Here is a 16,005-nt window from a genome sequence, read left to right as displayed (position 1 = left end):
CTGAACTCAGCCTCTATACCGATTACACGATTTCATAATCTGTTACGTTTCGATCCACCAATCGTGCTCCTTTTACAGAGGCTTGATAGTTAATCGGATTCATGTCCTTTGTATAATTTAGTAACCAGTGATATTTAGATAAGCGGAGATTTTCCGGTTAAACTGCGTAATAGGGATCTGTTCGGGGATATAAGCGGAGGTTTTCCGTTTAAGTAAAGCAAAACGCCACATTTTGACGTTTTTTGAGTAAATAGTCGGAATTCCTCCGACTATTTAAGCCGTTTTCAGTGCAAATTGGTCATTAAGAGAAATTTCTCCGCTTATTTATCAAGCCAAGATGATTCCCAGATCTTGGCGATGGGCGTTGGGTTTTTCGTCTATAAGAATGTAGCACTTCTTCCAAACAAGGGGACAAGGTTGTCCCCTTGTCCCAAGACAAACTATCAAACTAGGGATATAATGAAAAAAATGACATTTAGGTATAAAGAGGGGTAACGGTACATGACTTTTATCAGAGGTTTAGGAAAAGGATTTGGGAAGGCGGCTGGATTTGTTGTTGGTAAACCAATCGAATTCATTGGTGAGGTAACAGGGATCGATTTAATAGAAGACGTCGGAAAAGGTGTGCAAAAGGCTTCTGAATTTGCTGGCGATACGGCCGGACAAGTAGTAAGCGGAGCGTTAGATACGGTTTCAGGTATGATCAACGATGATCCTATGAAACGTGATAAAGGCTTAGGTGATATGGGCAATGCCGTTAGTAGAACGGCAAAGGGGGTAGTTGTTACTGCCAAAAATGCTATTCATGACGGTGGAGATGTTATTGGTGGATTCATGGATGGAGATCATGCTCGTTTAAAAAAGGGAGCTTCATCTCTGGCTAAAACAGTGGCGATTGGTGCTCTAGCTGTTGGAGTTATTGATATAGTGGATGGTGTCGATGGAGGAGATGTTGCTCATGCTGAAACGGTAGATTCTCCTAATGCGTCTGCTCCTACCGAATCGGTACCTTATGAAGTTGACGGAGAAGGATCTGTAACTATTCAAACGACGAATGACCATTTAGAAGGATCTGTACATCCAGAGACGAATGTTCCTTTTGAGGAGAATACCGTTGAATTACCTAATGGACAAGAAGTAACAGGAGTATATCCTGTATTTGATGCGGAGTATGAAGTTGAAATAGACGAGAGTATGTACCTTCAATCCGATTATGTTCAGTTTAGTTATGCGAATGCTGAATTATATGATGAGATTCAATCTGACCCACAGTTAGCAAATGAAATGGGATTAACAGAACAAGATCTTCAAGCCTTAGCAAACGGAGATACTCCAGAGGGCTTTACTTGGCATCATAGTGAGGAACCAGGTGTCTTACAATTAGTAGATGAAGATATTCATGCGAATACTGGACATGATGGTGGTAGGGAATTATGGGGTGGTGGAGAGAAATATCGTTAAGGGACAGAGGAACTTCGGGTGTAAAATATCTGGTACCTGTCACTCTCTGAGAAAACGAAAAAACAGGGTGAGAGTTTAGTAAACTTTCATCCTGTTTTTTGTTTTGCAGTCGCGTGACTAGTACCTATATTTATTTTGGCTTTTATTTTTCTACTGGTAAAGGGAACTTATATCCCACAAAAAATTACACAGCTAAACTGGAGTTATATACCTTTTTGAATTTTGAATAACTTATGATTCTCCATAACCCAATGTACACAAATAGGGAAATGATTGACAGAGCATTTAAGGTTAAAACATCAATGTGTGGCAAGAAGTTAGTAACTAATCGTCGGATTATAAAAACACAGATTAGAGCAATCACAAAACCAATGCTTTTTTTGGCATATATTTTTCCATCCTCACGAACTTCATAACCAGTTGTATAAATCAATGGAACAGATAAAATGATTCCAAAGATCACAGAAACCACAATTTCTATTGAAGTCATGTGTACGGAAGGTTGTATCACCACAGCTAGGGCAGGGGACATGTAGAGCAGCGGTAACAAAATCCGCAGGCCAGAACCTTTGATTGGGCGAACCATAGCTCTTGTTCGTCTCCAAAGTACCAATCCAAAAATAACAAGTAGCATTGCGTATATTCCATATTGCATGTTTAATATTCACTCCATTTCGTATGCCTCAATAGGCAAATAGCGTCATTCAAAGTAAAGCCACTTTAAAAATTGCCCACTTATTTACACTTTGCATATAGTGCTATTTTACTACTTTTTCAAATTTCCTAAACTAACATTTCCCTAAATAATAACTAACAATTTTCAAAAAAATGGAATTGGGAACAAGGGACAGGTCCCTTGTTCCGAATACTAACTATTATTTCAATAGAAAGTGCGAAAACTGTAGAACTTTGTAAGTGTGAAAATGATTCAATAAAATAGCAGATTGAATTTGAATTCAATCAAACGTTTGATTGAAAATTGCTATTTTTAAATAAGAATAGGTGTCCGGTACCGAAAAAATCCGGACAGATACATTGTCACAGCCCTGTGTGCGGTGATTCCATAATCAAAATGGAGATGAAGGTTTGATTAATATCCATCAAAGCTAGAGTGGATAAGGCTTTAACCTAATTCAATCAAACGTTTGATTGATAGATATGTTCGTGTTTTGATAGGTTGAATATTTTCTTTAAACTCTCGACCTCTTATAAGCGTTTCATCTAAATGAGTAAAAATGGTGTTGATAGTCAAAACCCTCCCATCCAGAAGACAAAACCTTCTTCTAATGGGAGGGTGCTTTTCTAGCTAACACAATGAGCTTCAATCTACGTTCTTTCCTTTAACCATTCAGGTAGATTTTGGATCGATTGCACGACTAAATCTAGCTTCGATTCAATTCGATAAAGCAAGTATAACGTCACGACAATGGGAAAACCTACCTCGCTGATTAGCGGGACGAACTGTTCCATTTAAGATTGCCTCCTTTCAAATAAAGATAGCGAATTATCCTAAAAAAAGACTGACTCCATCACTGAAGCCAGCCTCGATTCCGTTTACACTAGTTCATAATCTGTTACGTTTCGATCCACCACTCGTGCTCCTTTTACAGAGACAAGATTCCCTGTAGGAGAAAAGAAAACTCCAGCAGCAATAATCTGATTCATTGAAGCCTTCACTGTAGCAGTATCAATCGGTTCCTTCGGATTGTCGATTGTGATGCGAGCTGTTCCGCCCATCTCTGTTGCGAATTGAAGTTCTAATGTTTTCGCCATACTATTCACCTCCTTTTTTTGAAAAATTAATCACTGAGCTTACGCCATAATGTCAGAGCGGTCTGTACGTTCCACTGTGTAAAGTGGATCCTTACATAAAACGCCAAGAGCTTGTGCTGCTTGATAAAGCTGGGCCGCTGTTGCTTCATGCTTCAAATTACTGTACATCTTCCCTTTGAAAATCGGTTCTCCTTTCTCATTCACTCCTGTTTCAAATACCAAACGTAAATTCGAATCTACTAGAGTAGCTTGTGCCATGTTTTCCTCACCTCCTTTCAACTTCTATATACATGTGAAAGGTGGGTGAGGACAGGGTGGGTGGGAATTTTTTTTATTTTTGGTGCCTGGGACTAAGGGACAGGTAGTGGCCACTGAAAAGGTCATTAAAAAAACGAGCCTCTAGAATGGTTTCTAAGGCACGTTTAAAGACTAGTGAGACAATATCCCACCTAAAATCATTCATCTTTCAAAAACAGTCACTTTTAGTGTGGTCTCAACCTGTCCTGCCTGACCGGATTCATGTCCTTTGTATAATTTAGTAACCAGTGATATTTAGATAAGCGGAGATTTTCCGGTTAAACTGCGTAATAGGGATCTGTTCGGGGATATAAGCGGAGATTTTCCGTTTAAGTAAAGCAAAACGCCACATTTTGACGTTTTTTGAGTAAATAGTCGGAATTCCTCCGACTATTTAAGCCGTTTTCAGTGCAAATTTAGTCATTAAGAGAAATTTCTCCGCTTATTTATCAACGCAAGATGATTCCCACATCTTGGCGATGGTGTCGGGTTTTTCGTCTATAAGGATGTAGCACTTCTTCCATGTTTTTTACCAGCGTTGGTCACAGGATTTACCACTTGTCGCCAACATATTTACCAATGGAGTAATGTTAAGAAAAAATGATTAACTAAATAGATTTTGAGAGATAAAAAAGTCTAATTCCTCCACATTTTTACCGGGGAATTAGACTAATGGTCTTCAACAATCGTTGCCCGATTGCTGAATTTAAATATTATTAAATGTATTCTCAACGAACTCTATAGGGTGTTCGTTGAGAGTTAAGCCTAGAAAAATTGGCTGTGTATATTTCAGCTTATATTATTCTATCATTTCCAATTAGTATGATATACTCCTGCTAAATCACGTCGTTGATACGTATGGGCACCGAAATAATCACGTTGTGCTTGCAAAAGGTTAGCATTTGAGTTGCCTGTTCGATAACTATCGTAATAAGTAAGTGATGAACTTAAACATGGGAATGAGATACCAGAATTTATTCCCTCACAAACAACCTTTCGCAATCCTATCTGGTAATCTATAAGCTTTTCAGCAAAATAGGGGGAAATTAGTAAATTAGCTAGATTTGGTTGTGCTTGATAGGATTCGCTTATTACGTTTAAAAATTCTGCACGGATGATACAGCCGCCGCGGAATATCAGCGCAATATTTTCTAAAGGCAAATCCCAGCTGAAAAGTTCAGAAGTCATTTTATATTGAGTAAAACCTTGTGAGTACGCACAAACTTTTCCCATGTATAAAGCTTGTCTAATATAGTCAATCCACTCATTTTTATCTAAATTTTGCTCGACGTTCTTAGGGCCGGTTAGAATCTTTTCTGCATTAACCCGTTCCTCTTTTAAAGCAGAAATGTAACGAGCAAACAAAGACTCTGTAATAATCGATGCTGGAATGCCATTATCAATAGCTTGCATGCTTGTCCATTTACCTGTTCCTTTTTGTCCTGCTTTATCAAGAATTAAATCGATCAGCGGTAAGCCCGTTACTTCATCTTTTTTCCTTAAAATTTCTGCTGTGATTTCGATTAAATAACTTTTCAGTTCACCTTTGTTCCAAGTTTCAAAGATGTCAGCAATTTCATGAACTTCTAAAAGCAACTTTTCTCTTAAAAATGTATAAGCCTCAGCGATTAGCTGCATATCTGCATACTCAATCCCGTTATGCACCATTTTTACAAAGTGACCTGCTCCTTTTGGACCGATATAGATACAGCAAGGGACCCCCTCCACTTGAGCAGCTATTTTTGTTAGAATGGGTGCTACTTTTTCATAGGCTTCTTTATCTCCACCTGGCATGATCGAAGGTCCTTTTAACGCCCCGACTTCGCCCCCAGAAATACCAATTCCTAAATACTGGATTCCTTTCGCTTTCAACTCATCATATCTGCGTTCAGTATCTTCGTAATGGGAGTTACCACCGTCCATGATGATATCTCCTGCCTCAAGATGAGGAAGTAATGAATGGATCACCGAGTCGATGGGCTTACCCGCTGTCACCATTAGAAAAATCTTTCTCGGAGTTTCTAGGGACTGCACAAATTCTTGGATTTCGTAATACGGATTGAGCGACTGACGGTCCAATTTAGCTATAAGCTGATCCGTTAAATCTCTTGTGTAGTTATAGACAGCCACTTGTTCTCCTTTACTAGCCATATTTAAAGCAATATTACTGCCCATTACTCCTAAACCAATGACACCAATTGTATTAAACATTTATATTTCGCTCCTTTTATGAAAGAATAATGGGCAGTAAATCCCTCTCATAAGTGGGGGATTTACTGCCCGGAAAAGGCTTATACAAATAAGCTAAGTAATAAAATAAATCCTAATCCAGCTACTGAAATAATCGTCTCTAGCAGGGTCCATGTTGCAAATGTTTCTTTCATACTTAAACCAAAATACTCTTTAAACATCCAGAAACCAGCATCGTTTACGTGTGAAGCGATTAAACTACCCGCACCTGTTGCTAGTACAACTAAAGCAAGGTTAACATCTGTTTGTCCTAACATCGGAATAACTAAACCAGCTGTTGTTAAAGCAGAAACAGTGGCAGATCCTAATGCAATACGTAAGATCGCTGCAATAATCCATGCAAGCAAGATTGGAGATAATGAGGTTCCTTTGAATAATTCAGCAACATAGTCGCCTACACCGCCAGTGATTAAGACTTGTTTGAAGGCTCCGCCGCCTCCGATGATTAGAAGCATCATACCGATATGCAAAATAGCTGTGGTACAAGATTCCATAATATCTTTCATTGGAATCTTTCTTGCTAATCCCATTGAATAGATTGCAAATAATAATGAAAGCAACATCGCAGTACCAGCATCACCAATAAAACGGATAGCTGCTAGTAAACTATTATCTTCAAAGCCCATTGTTTTTTGCATTAAAGTAATGATCGTAGCAATTGACATTAAAATAACAGGAAGTAAAGCGGTAAATACACTGATTCCAAAGCTAGGTGTGTCTTGTAGTTTAAATGTTTTTTGTTCTCCTAAAGAGGCAATACTTCCAGTCTTCGTAAAGGATGCCGGTACTAATTTTTTCGCAAGCTTCGTAAATATAGGTCCAGCTAAGATGACTGTTGGAATCGCAATAATGAAACCATAAAGTAATACCTGACCAATATCAGCGCCATATTCACCAGCAATAACAGTTGGTCCTGGGTGAGGCGGTAAGAAACCGTGTGTCACGGATAATGCTGCTACCATTGGAATACCAAGATATAGGATTGAAACTTTTAATTCTCTTGAAATGGCAAATACGATGGGAATTAATAATACTAATCCTACTTCGAAAAACAATGCAACACCGATAATGAATGAGGCTGCTACGACTGCCCATTGAATATTCTTTTCACCAAATTTGTTAACAAGGGTCATCGCAATTCGTTGAGCGCCGCCAGAATCTGCGATCAACTTACCCAGCATCGCTCCAAGTCCAAAAATTAATGCTAAGTGACCAAGCGTTCCGCCTAATCCAGCTTCAATGGTTTTGACAACTTCCACTAGTGGGATCCCAAGTGCTAACGCAACACCGAACGATACAATGATTAATGAAACAAAGGTGTTTAATTTTAACCCCATGATTAATAAAAGTAATGCTAAAATTCCAACTGCAACAATAACTAATGGCATTTTATTTCCTCCTGTATTTTACCTAGTTGTGTGGGTTAAGCTTCTTTGATAGTTGGCAATCCTTGTATAGTCGTTTTCTAATACTCTGGATATGCTAATAAAAATCGGTAACAATTGCCTGTATTCACTTGCAGCAGCTTCTTCAGGTGTATGTGTGAAGGTGCTGCCAACCATTTCAGAAACGACTTCAAATGAGTCGATTTCTCCTGTTGCATACATTCCTAAAATACAAGCACCCAGGCATGAACTTTCGTAGCTTTCGGGGACGACTACTTCAGATTCGAAAATATCGGACATCATTTGCCGCCAAACTTCCGACCTAGCGAAGCCTCCTGTAGCTTGGATTCGGGTAACAGGACCATCCATGCATTCAATTAACGCTAAAAACACAGTATATAAATTGTAAATAACACCTTCTAGAGCTGCTCGAATCATATGTTCCTTCTTATGTGACATCGTTAAGCCGAAAAATGAGCCACGTACATCGGGATTCCATAATGGTGCTCGTTCACCAGAGAGGTATGGATGGAATAATAATCCATCAGCACCAGGTTTTACGCGTTCTGCAATTTTGGTTAATACTTCGTATGGATCGATTCCTAATCTTTTGGCTGTTTCTACTTCAGAAGAGGCAAATTCGTCCCGGATCCAGCGAAGCACCATCCCCCCATTGTTAACCGGCCCGCCAATTACCCAATGCTTTTCCGTTAAGGCATAACAGAATATTCTTCCCTTTTCATCTGTTTGCGGCTGATCAATAATGGTTCGTATCGCACCGCTTGTCCCAATGGTGACCGCAATCTCGCCTTTTCTAATCGCATTTACACCTAAGTTCGAAAGCACACCATCACTTGCACCAATGACAAAGGGGGTTTTTGGGTCAATTCCAATCTGTTTCGCTAGCTCAGGATCACAGTTGGTAAATATTTTGGTTGTAGGGACGATTTCAGATAATTGATCACGCGTTATTCCAGCAATTTTTAGTGCTTCTTCATCCCAATCCAGGTTTTTCAGATTCATCAGCCCCATGCATGATGCTAGGGAGTGATCGACAACATATTGGTTAAAGAATTTTTTAAATATATATTCCTTAATACCGATATATTTTTTCGTGTTAGCAGCGATTTTGGGATGTTCATTGACAATCCATGCAATTTTGCTTAATGGTGACATCGGATGAATCGGTGTTCCGGTTCGTTTGTAGATCTCATGCCCATTTAATTCATCTTTTATTTTATGGGCCCAAGCTTCACTTCGATTATCTGCCCAAGTGATGCAAGATGTCAGCGGCTGGTCATGTTGATCAATGGCAATGACACTATGCATCGCACTGCTAAATGAAATAAATGATAGGTTTTTATCTGAATGCTTTTTCGTGATATTTGTAATGGCTTTTATAACTGCTTGAAAAATTTCCTCCGGGTTTTGTTCAGCTGTTGATATATCCGGTGTGAAAAGTGGATAACCGATATTTTCTGTATGAAGGACATCGCCTTTTTTTGTAAATAAGACGGCTTTTGTACTGGTTGTACCGATGTCTACGCCTAGCATATAGTTAGTCATTTTGTTGTTCGCCTCCTTTTGAAAGCATCAGTTGCGACCTCCACAAGTCTTCAACTTTCTCTTGAACATCATCAAAGTTTTGATGTAACGATTTAACCATAAGGTCTCGATCCTTTGTTTTAATCGCATCAATATAGAGTTGATGATTATTAATAATCCTTGAAAAGTCTTCATACTTTTCTTTAAAACGACTACGCATAGATAGGAGAATTAAGCTTTCCATCACAGGTTTTAAATTATCCCAGATCATCATGATGTAAGAATGATTAATGGCCCGAATAATCGTTTCATGGAATAGGACATCCTGATAAGAAAACTCATCAGCATCTTGGTATTTTATAGCGATTTCCATCATTTCTAGTATTTTACTAAGTTCCATTACTAAATCTTTTGTGTCCAAGCTTACAAGCTGTTCAAATACAAACGATTCGATGAGCAAACGTACATCATAAATTTCTGCATATTCTTTTTCTGTTAAACCAATGACAACCGCACCCATTCTTTCTAATCGAATGATTTTTTCAGAAGCGAGTATTTTTAATGCTTCACGAATGGGGGAGCGGCTCACATTGAAATCAGCAGCTAATTTATTTTCAGAAAGGATGGAACCGCTTTCAGTCATACCCGAAATAATGCGCATTCTAAGTTCGGATGTTACACGATCACCAGCTGAAGCTTTTGAAAGCCATTTTAGGGGATAGAGAAATTCCTTTTGTTCTGTCATAAACTCACCTCTTGTTAATTCAAGTGTACTTGTATACAAGTATTATAATTCGATTTTTAAAAAATGCAAGCGCTTTTATTGAATTTTGATAGATTTACCAGTAAATGTCGAAGTTTGTTAGGGGGGACAAAGGGAACTTGTCCCAGAGAAATCAAAAAAACAGGCAGAGAGTTTATTAAACTTATTTTGATTTGTAAAATGTGTTAGCCAATCACACTGCTGCAATTCTTGATGGGTAATAGTAACTTTTCGACCTTAGGCGGAGCTGTTGGCTGGGCGATAGACCTGTCCCCGCCGTCTCCCCTGTACCGCCTGTTAGTTAAACGGAATCATGAATACATAAGGAAGTCTTTTAGTAACCACTGATATTGATATTGATATTAAAAATAAGCGGAGATTTTCCGGTTAAACTGCGTAATAGGGATCTGTTCGGGGAATATAAGGGGAGGTTTTCCGACTATGCAAAGCGAAATGACCCATTTTGACGTTTTTTGAGTAAATAGTCGGAATTCTTCCGTCTAATTAGGCCATTTCACTGCTAATTTCGAAATTAAGGGAAATTTCTCCGCTTATTTATCAACCCGAGATGACTCTCTCAGCTTAAGCAGGGCTGTTGGCTGGGACAAGGAACCTGTCCCCCGTCCACACCGCAAAAATTAACTCGTTTTAGATAATTTTTCATTATACGGGTAAATTACAGTAAAAGAGTGGAAAGGGGTGTCAATTAAGTGAAAAAAGCAAGTTGGATTTTTATTTTGTTTTTCCTTTTGATTTTTGCCATTGCCGGGTGCTCAAATTCGGACAAGGCAAACGATAAGAAAAATGAGGAGAATTCTGAAGCAAAGAAAGGGAACGAGGGGGAGGATAGTAAGCAGAATACAGAAGATGAACTACCGCGAAACACGGTGGCGGGTAGAAACGCTAAATCTTACCAGCATATGGAATATCCTGCGAAAGTAGCTCCTAAGTTTACGTCCGCTGAATTAGTCAAGGCACCGGCGGGAAATTGGGTAACAAATGGCGGAGATATCAACAATAGCAGGTATTCCCCGCTAGACCAAATTACGGCCTCGAACGTGAAGAATTTAAAAGTAGAATGGGTGACGAGTCTAGGTTCAGGTAAAGAATTTAAATATTCGGGTGAGGCGACGCCAATTGTTTATGATGGCGTGATGTTCACCATTACGGGTGCGAATGATGTTCAAGCGCTTGATGCCAAAACAGGTAAAATGATTTGGGAATATCGACCGCAGCTGGCGGAAGGATTAGACACCGTTTGTTGTGGTTGGACAAGCCGCGGTGTTGCAGTCGGAGACGGTAAAGTATTTGTCGGGCTTCTTGACGCAAGACTGGTGGCCTTAGATCAGAAAACAGGTAAAGTGGTTTGGGAAACACAGGTAGATGAATGGGAAAAGGGATATACGATTACCAGCGCCCCTCTCTACTATGATGGAAAGGTCTATACCGGAATTGCTGGTGGGGAGTATCAAATTAGAGGATTTGTAGCCGCCTATGATGCTGAAATCGGAAGACAAATTTGGCGCACCTACACCCTGCCAGCCCCAGGCGATGTAGGGAGTGAAACGTGGCCGAAAGATACCCGCAACTGGCTAACGGGTGGTGCTCCGGTTTGGCAAACACCAGCGATTGACCCTGAATTAGGGATGATTTATTTTGCCACTGGAAACACCTCGCCAGATCTAGATGGCAGTAAACGAGAAGGCGATAATTTATTCGCCAATTCAGTTCTTGCCCTAGATGTGAATACAGGAAAATACAAATGGCACTTCCAAGAAGTACACCATGATATCTGGGATTTAGACCCTGCCAATCCGGTTGTGTTATTTGATGTAAAAATGAATGGCAAGATGCGCAAGGGAATTGTCCAAGCCGGGAAAACGGGCTGGCTCTATATTTTAGACCGTACCAATGGAAAACCACTTATCGGCATAGAGGAAAAACCTGTACCGCAAAATAAAAATCAAAAGACTTCGCCAACGCAGCCCTTTCCAGTCGGCGATGCCTTTATCCCACAGACAATCACAGAGGAAGATGTAAAACGTGATCTGCCAGCGGATTTCAAGGGCAAAATTGGAGATATTTTTACACCATTCTGGGATACACCGATTACGCTAAAACCTTCGCCACAAGGTGGAGCTAACTGGCCACCATCGGCTTACAACCCGAACACTGAATTATTCTATGTGTTGGCCAACGATAATTATTTTGCCTACGCCCATTACGGGGAGGAAGAAGAACAGCGATTTGAGGAAGGTAAAGAGTACATCGGAAGCGTTTGGCAGCCAGTGGAAAAATCCCCTCACCTTGGGACCGTAACGGCACTTGATATTAAAACGAATAAAATCGTTTGGCAAAAAAATTGGGATACAATCGCTTATAGTGGAATTTTAACAACGAAAGGAAATTTATTATTTACCGGCCACAATGATGGACGGATCCTTGCCTATGATGCAACCAATGGGAAGGAGTTATGGGAGTTTATGATGGATGCGGGTGCCAATGCACCGCCGATTACCTATGAAATCAATGGAAAGCAATATATCTCGATATTCGCCGCTGGAAATACTCTAGCTGGCACCAAACATGGGGACAAAATTTATACCTTCTCATTAGAAGGTAAATATGGCTCCTTAAAGGACATCCCGAATGATAAAATCAATGTTTCACCAGTGAAAAAATCGTCGGAAAACGAGAAGCAGAAAGCAACTGATCAAAATAAAGAAGAAGATAAAACCACCGCAACAGGGGAAAACATCTATATCGGTAATTGTTTGGCTTGCCACGGTAATCAAGGGGCGGGTGGACATAATGGGCCAAATTTACAGGATTCCGCGATGGATCTTGAGGCCATCATCCACCAAGTTGAAAATGGTGGAGGCGGTATGCCGGCGTTTAAGGATACCTTAACAAAGGATGAAATTAAGGCTGTTTCCGAATATGTTAAGAGCCTCGGCGGTAGTTGAGATCTTTTTAGAAAAAAGCTTTGTTAAGTTTAATGTTGATTTTCTACTTCATTCAACAAATAATCTCCGTCTGATGGCGGTACTAACCAAAAAGAGGTAATTTTCTTTTGGGAAAATGGCTTAGGCGATTAAATGGTGGTTTTAGGCGATTATACGGTGATATTAGGCGGTTAAATTGGATATTTAGGCGATTAAAACGTCCTTTTAGGCGATTAAATTTATTGTGAAGGTGATGAGGGTTTGTTTTTCACTTAAAAGAAATGGCGGCAAAATTGCCTATTTTGGCTGGTTTCGGTCACAATTGATTGCTTGTATTTCTTACCGCTTTCTCAAGGACAAATATCAACAATGGTGTTTAACAGAGCCTACAAAAAAATAAAAAGGCAATCACCCAAGTTTAGTGGGTGATTGCCTTTTTTTAATTAGTTGACGCTTTTTTCGACAATGACATTTGAATTAATCGGTCATCTTTATCGGTTGGATTCCCCCGATTATCACGGTTACTCGTAATCGTGTAAAGCTCGTTTTCGTCCACTAATACATCCCGTAACCTGCCTGCCTCGGTGAAAAACTCCGAAAGTTCTTGACTAGCCACATCATAAGTGAAAATTTTCTTACCTGCTAATGAAGCCACATAGAGATTGCCATCATGGAAGGCCATTCCAGAAGGAGCCCAAGTGGAATCGCCAGATTGAATCAACGGCTTCACCATACCTGCTGCTTCCATATCCCCTTGAATCTTAGGCCAACCGTAATTTTTGCCAGCTTGGATCAAGTTAATTTCATCATGCCCAGCTTCGCCATGCTCGGAACTATAGAGGTTTCCCTTATCATCCCAAGCTAATCCTTGAGGATTACGATGACCATAGGAATACACATAGGAGTCCTTAAATGGGTTGTCGGTTGGAATTTCACCCGATGTCGTCATTCGTAAAATCTTCCCGGCTAGACTGTTAAGGTTTTGGGCGTTGTTTTTCACGCCCACATCGCCTGTTGTGGCATAAAGCATCCCATCCGGTCCAATTTTAATTCGACCCCCACTATTGGCCGCTCCACCTGGAATATTTTCCAAAAGCACACCGTCTTCTTTCCATATATTGTCTGCGAGCTTCAATGAGACAATTCTGTTCAACGTTTTGCCATTCTTTTGGTAGGAGTGATAAGCATACGCTCGTTTCGAATCGGCAAAATCAGGAGCTAACGTAAACCCAAGAAAGCCACCTTCGCCTTTGTGATAAATCTCCTTAGAAACCTTCACATCCTGGACATCAACTAAACCAAGGTCCCCGTTGATTTGAATAACGGACCCTTCCCGTTGACTCAAGAAAAACAAACTACCATTCTTATTAACCGTCCACGGGATATACAAATGATTAGCATTCACATTCCCATCATCCGAAACCGAAACCTCAACTGCCTTTTTCATTACCTCTTTTGCATCCTGACCATAAGGACTTTGATCACGACTTGAATCAGTAGCCTCATTATCATCAATCAAATCAACCGCAGACCAAACCCCAACCGTTAAAGCTAACCCCAATACACAAAAAATCAATAACCTCTTCAAAATACCACCCCAAAATAAAATCATTTCCCCTACAGTGTAGACACATTTCTGATTATTTAAACTAGTGGAGCAGTTGGCTGGGACGATGAACCTATCCCTCTGTCCCGATGTAAAATTTCCCTCTTTTTAAGACATACTACAATAATAGGAGGGCGATTATTAAATGAAAAAAGGTTTAGTTGGTTTAGGGGTCATTGTAATTGTGATTGTCATTATTGGTGGCATGTTAATGTCTAGCTATAATAAGTTTGTGACGTTAGCGGAAAATGTGGATCAGTCGTATGCACAAATTGAGAACCAGCTGCAACGAAGACTTGATTTAATACCGAACCTAGTTAATACCGTAAAAGGCTATGCGGCGCATGAAAAAGAAGTGATTGCTTCGATATCAGATGCAAGAGCCCGACTAGCTGGTGCAGGAACGGTTGAAGAAGAGGCCACCGCCAATGCGGAGCTTTCCGGAGCTTTAAGTCGCTTGCTTGTGGTAGTTGAGAACTATCCTAATCTAAAAGCGGATCAGCAATTTACACGTCTTATGGATGAGTTGTCTGGAACTGAAAATCGGATTTCCGTAGCTCGTAGAGACTATAATGATCAGGTCGCTGTTTATAACAAAAGAGTGAAGCAGTTTCCTGGTGCTCTTATTGCAGGAATGACTGGCTTTGATGAAAAGCAGTATTTTAAAGCAGCTCCTGGTGCAACTGAAGCACCTGAAGTTGATTTTGGAGGCAATGGTTAATGAAAGTAAGTCGTATCATCGGCTTTCTTTTACTATGTTTGGTTTGCGTCCTAAGTGTTGGGTATGCATCTGCTCAAGACCAGACTATTCCGAGCCCTGTCGGTGACATTTATGTTCAAGACTTTGCGCAGGTATTAACGGAGTCTGAGAAGGCTGGGATTAGAAGCTTAGGAAGAGCACTAGAGGATAAAACTACAGCACAAATTGCTGTTTTGACCGTAGACACGACTGGAGATCAACCGATCCAGGAATTTTCGAATACAGCTTTTCGTCAATATGGAATTGGGAGTAAGAGTGAGGATAACGGAGTTTTGATTGTGCTGGCAATGGCCGATCGAAAGGTATGGATTGAGGTAGGATACGGCTTAGAGGGTAGACTACCAGACGGTAAAGTTGGACGGATATTGGATGAATACACCATCCCTTACTTAAAAAATCAGCAACCCAATTTGGCCATTGATCAAACCTATAAAATAGTCACAAAGGAAGTATTAAATGAATACGGTCTAGAAGAGAACCAACTGACGATAGGATCTCCACCATCACTTCCTCAACAAGCACAACCTACAGGTGGTTCCGGTATCCCATCGTGGTTATTTATTATCATTGCCGTGGTTGTGCTGTTTCTAGATTTTAAATTCTTCGGTGGTTTCCTCACCCAAATGCTTCTATCCATTATTTTAAGAAGTGGTGGAAGAGGCGGCGGTGCTGGCGGTGGTGGTGGATTCCGCGGTGGGGGAGGAGGTTCTTCAGGTGGAGGTGGAGCAGGAAGAGGATGGTAAATCAGGAGGGACTGGGACAAGGGGACAGGTACCTTGTCCCAAAGAAAGCAAAAACAGGTAGAGAGTTTATTAAACTTTCTACCTGTTTTTTTGATTTGTAGCATTATTTTGTAAAATGAGTTAGCTTACGACTCTTGGTAATAACAGTAACTTTACGACCTTAAGCGTAGCTGTTGGCTGGGACGTTGAACCTGTCCCATTAACGCCAGCGTTCTAATTTTTTTAAGAATTTTTTTGTGTACATTTTATTTAGAAAAAATTTTGCAACCCGATTCATATCTGATTCTTGAAACCGTTTTAAACTGAATGCATAAAATTCATCGAATGTTAAGTCAGGCTGTATCCATTCACCATTTTTATAACAATAGTGACAGTATTTTTCTGACAGTGTCCCATCCTTTTCAGTTCCAAAGTCACTTGAAACTTTCATAGGCATTCCACAGCTTTGGCACATGTTTGTAGGCTTTGCCATTTGTA

General features: G+C 40.1%; 14 protein-coding genes. 4 read left to right on the top strand and 10 right to left on the bottom strand.

Annotated features, from left to right (window positions below; all coding sequences use genetic code 11):
- The first annotated feature begins 501 nt into the window (after window positions 1-501).
- A complete protein-coding gene (locus tag LRP83_RS01195; protein ID WP_230494835.1) occupies window positions 502-1,461 on the top strand; it encodes an HNH endonuclease in 960 nt (319 codons plus the stop codon).
- Between the two features lie 184 nt (window positions 1,462-1,645).
- On the opposite strand, the gene LRP83_RS01190 is transcribed toward LRP83_RS01195, so the two are convergent.
- The 8 genes from LRP83_RS01190 to LRP83_RS01155 all read right to left on the bottom strand — a co-directional run bounded on the left by LRP83_RS01190 (window position 1,646) and on the right by LRP83_RS01155 (window position 9,456).
- Complete coding sequence (locus LRP83_RS01190; RefSeq protein WP_230494834.1) at window positions 1,646-2,116, bottom strand: CcdC protein domain-containing protein; 471 nt, start codon at window positions 2,114-2,116, stop codon at window positions 1,646-1,648.
- A 671-nt stretch (window positions 2,117-2,787) separates the two neighbouring features.
- The gene (locus tag LRP83_RS01185) at window positions 2,788-2,931 is read right to left on the bottom strand and encodes a YvrJ family protein (RefSeq protein ID WP_230494833.1); all 144 of its coding nucleotides are present in this window, start codon (window positions 2,929-2,931) and stop codon (window positions 2,788-2,790) included.
- A gap of 84 nt (window positions 2,932-3,015) precedes the next feature.
- Window positions 3,016-3,234, bottom strand: a complete 219-nt coding sequence (locus LRP83_RS01180; protein ID WP_230494832.1) for a DUF2922 domain-containing protein — start codon at window positions 3,232-3,234, stop codon at window positions 3,016-3,018.
- Window positions 3,235-3,273: 39 nt separating this feature from the next.
- A complete protein-coding gene (locus tag LRP83_RS01175) occupies window positions 3,274-3,492 on the bottom strand; it encodes a DUF1659 domain-containing protein (protein ID WP_230494831.1) in 219 nt (72 codons plus the stop codon).
- A gap of 846 nt (window positions 3,493-4,338) precedes the next feature.
- Window positions 4,339-5,742, bottom strand: a complete 1,404-nt coding sequence (gnd, locus tag LRP83_RS01170) for a decarboxylating NADP(+)-dependent phosphogluconate dehydrogenase (RefSeq protein ID WP_230494830.1) — start codon at window positions 5,740-5,742, stop codon at window positions 4,339-4,341.
- An 80-nt stretch (window positions 5,743-5,822) separates the two neighbouring features.
- Window positions 5,823-7,169, bottom strand: coding sequence for a GntP family permease (locus LRP83_RS01165; protein ID WP_230494829.1), 1,347 nt, complete (start codon window positions 7,167-7,169; stop codon window positions 5,823-5,825).
- Window positions 7,170-7,187: 18 nt separating this feature from the next.
- Window positions 7,188-8,732: a gluconokinase gene (gene gntK, locus LRP83_RS01160; RefSeq protein WP_230494828.1), complete on the bottom strand. Its 1,545-nt coding sequence runs from the start codon at window positions 8,730-8,732 to the stop codon at window positions 7,188-7,190.
- On the bottom strand, window positions 8,725-9,456 hold the full coding sequence (locus LRP83_RS01155) for a GntR family transcriptional regulator (protein WP_230494827.1): 732 nt from the start codon (window positions 9,454-9,456) through the stop codon (window positions 8,725-8,727). Before LRP83_RS01155 ends, gntK begins: the two co-directional genes overlap by 8 nt.
- Before the next feature lie 728 nt (window positions 9,457-10,184).
- Here LRP83_RS01155 and LRP83_RS01150 point away from each other — a divergent pair.
- Window positions 10,185-12,440: an outer membrane protein assembly factor BamB family protein gene (locus LRP83_RS01150; protein ID WP_230494826.1), complete on the top strand. Its 2,256-nt coding sequence runs from the start codon at window positions 10,185-10,187 to the stop codon at window positions 12,438-12,440.
- Window positions 12,441-12,858: 418 nt separating this feature from the next.
- Here the strand turns inward: LRP83_RS01150 and LRP83_RS01145 are convergent, their stop codons facing one another.
- Entirely contained in the window at window positions 12,859-14,007 is a 1,149-nt protein-coding gene (locus LRP83_RS01145; protein ID WP_230494825.1) for a PQQ-dependent sugar dehydrogenase, read from the bottom strand.
- 163 nt (window positions 14,008-14,170) lie between these two features.
- On the opposite strand from LRP83_RS01145, the gene LRP83_RS01140 reads away from it, so the two are divergent.
- Together LRP83_RS01140 and LRP83_RS01135 are read left to right on the top strand one after the other, a co-directional pair.
- Entirely contained in the window at window positions 14,171-14,746 is a 576-nt protein-coding gene (locus tag LRP83_RS01140; protein WP_230494824.1) for a LemA family protein, read from the top strand.
- Window positions 14,746-15,528, top strand: a complete 783-nt coding sequence (locus tag LRP83_RS01135; protein ID WP_230494823.1) for a TPM domain-containing protein — start codon at window positions 14,746-14,748, stop codon at window positions 15,526-15,528. Before LRP83_RS01140 ends, LRP83_RS01135 begins: the two co-directional genes overlap by 1 nt.
- 199 nt (window positions 15,529-15,727) lie before the next feature.
- Here the strand turns inward: LRP83_RS01135 and LRP83_RS01130 are convergent, their stop codons facing one another.
- Entirely contained in the window at window positions 15,728-16,000 is a 273-nt protein-coding gene (locus LRP83_RS01130; RefSeq protein WP_230494822.1) for a zinc ribbon domain-containing protein, read from the bottom strand.
- Window positions 16,001-16,005 lie beyond the last annotated feature (5 nt).

The organism is Pseudoneobacillus rhizosphaerae, assembly GCF_917563885.1.
GTDB lineage: Bacteria > Bacillota > Bacilli > Bacillales > Cytobacillaceae > Pseudoneobacillus > Pseudoneobacillus rhizosphaerae.
Note: the sequence above shows the minus strand (reverse complement) of the source record. Positions and strands in the feature narration are given on the sequence as shown.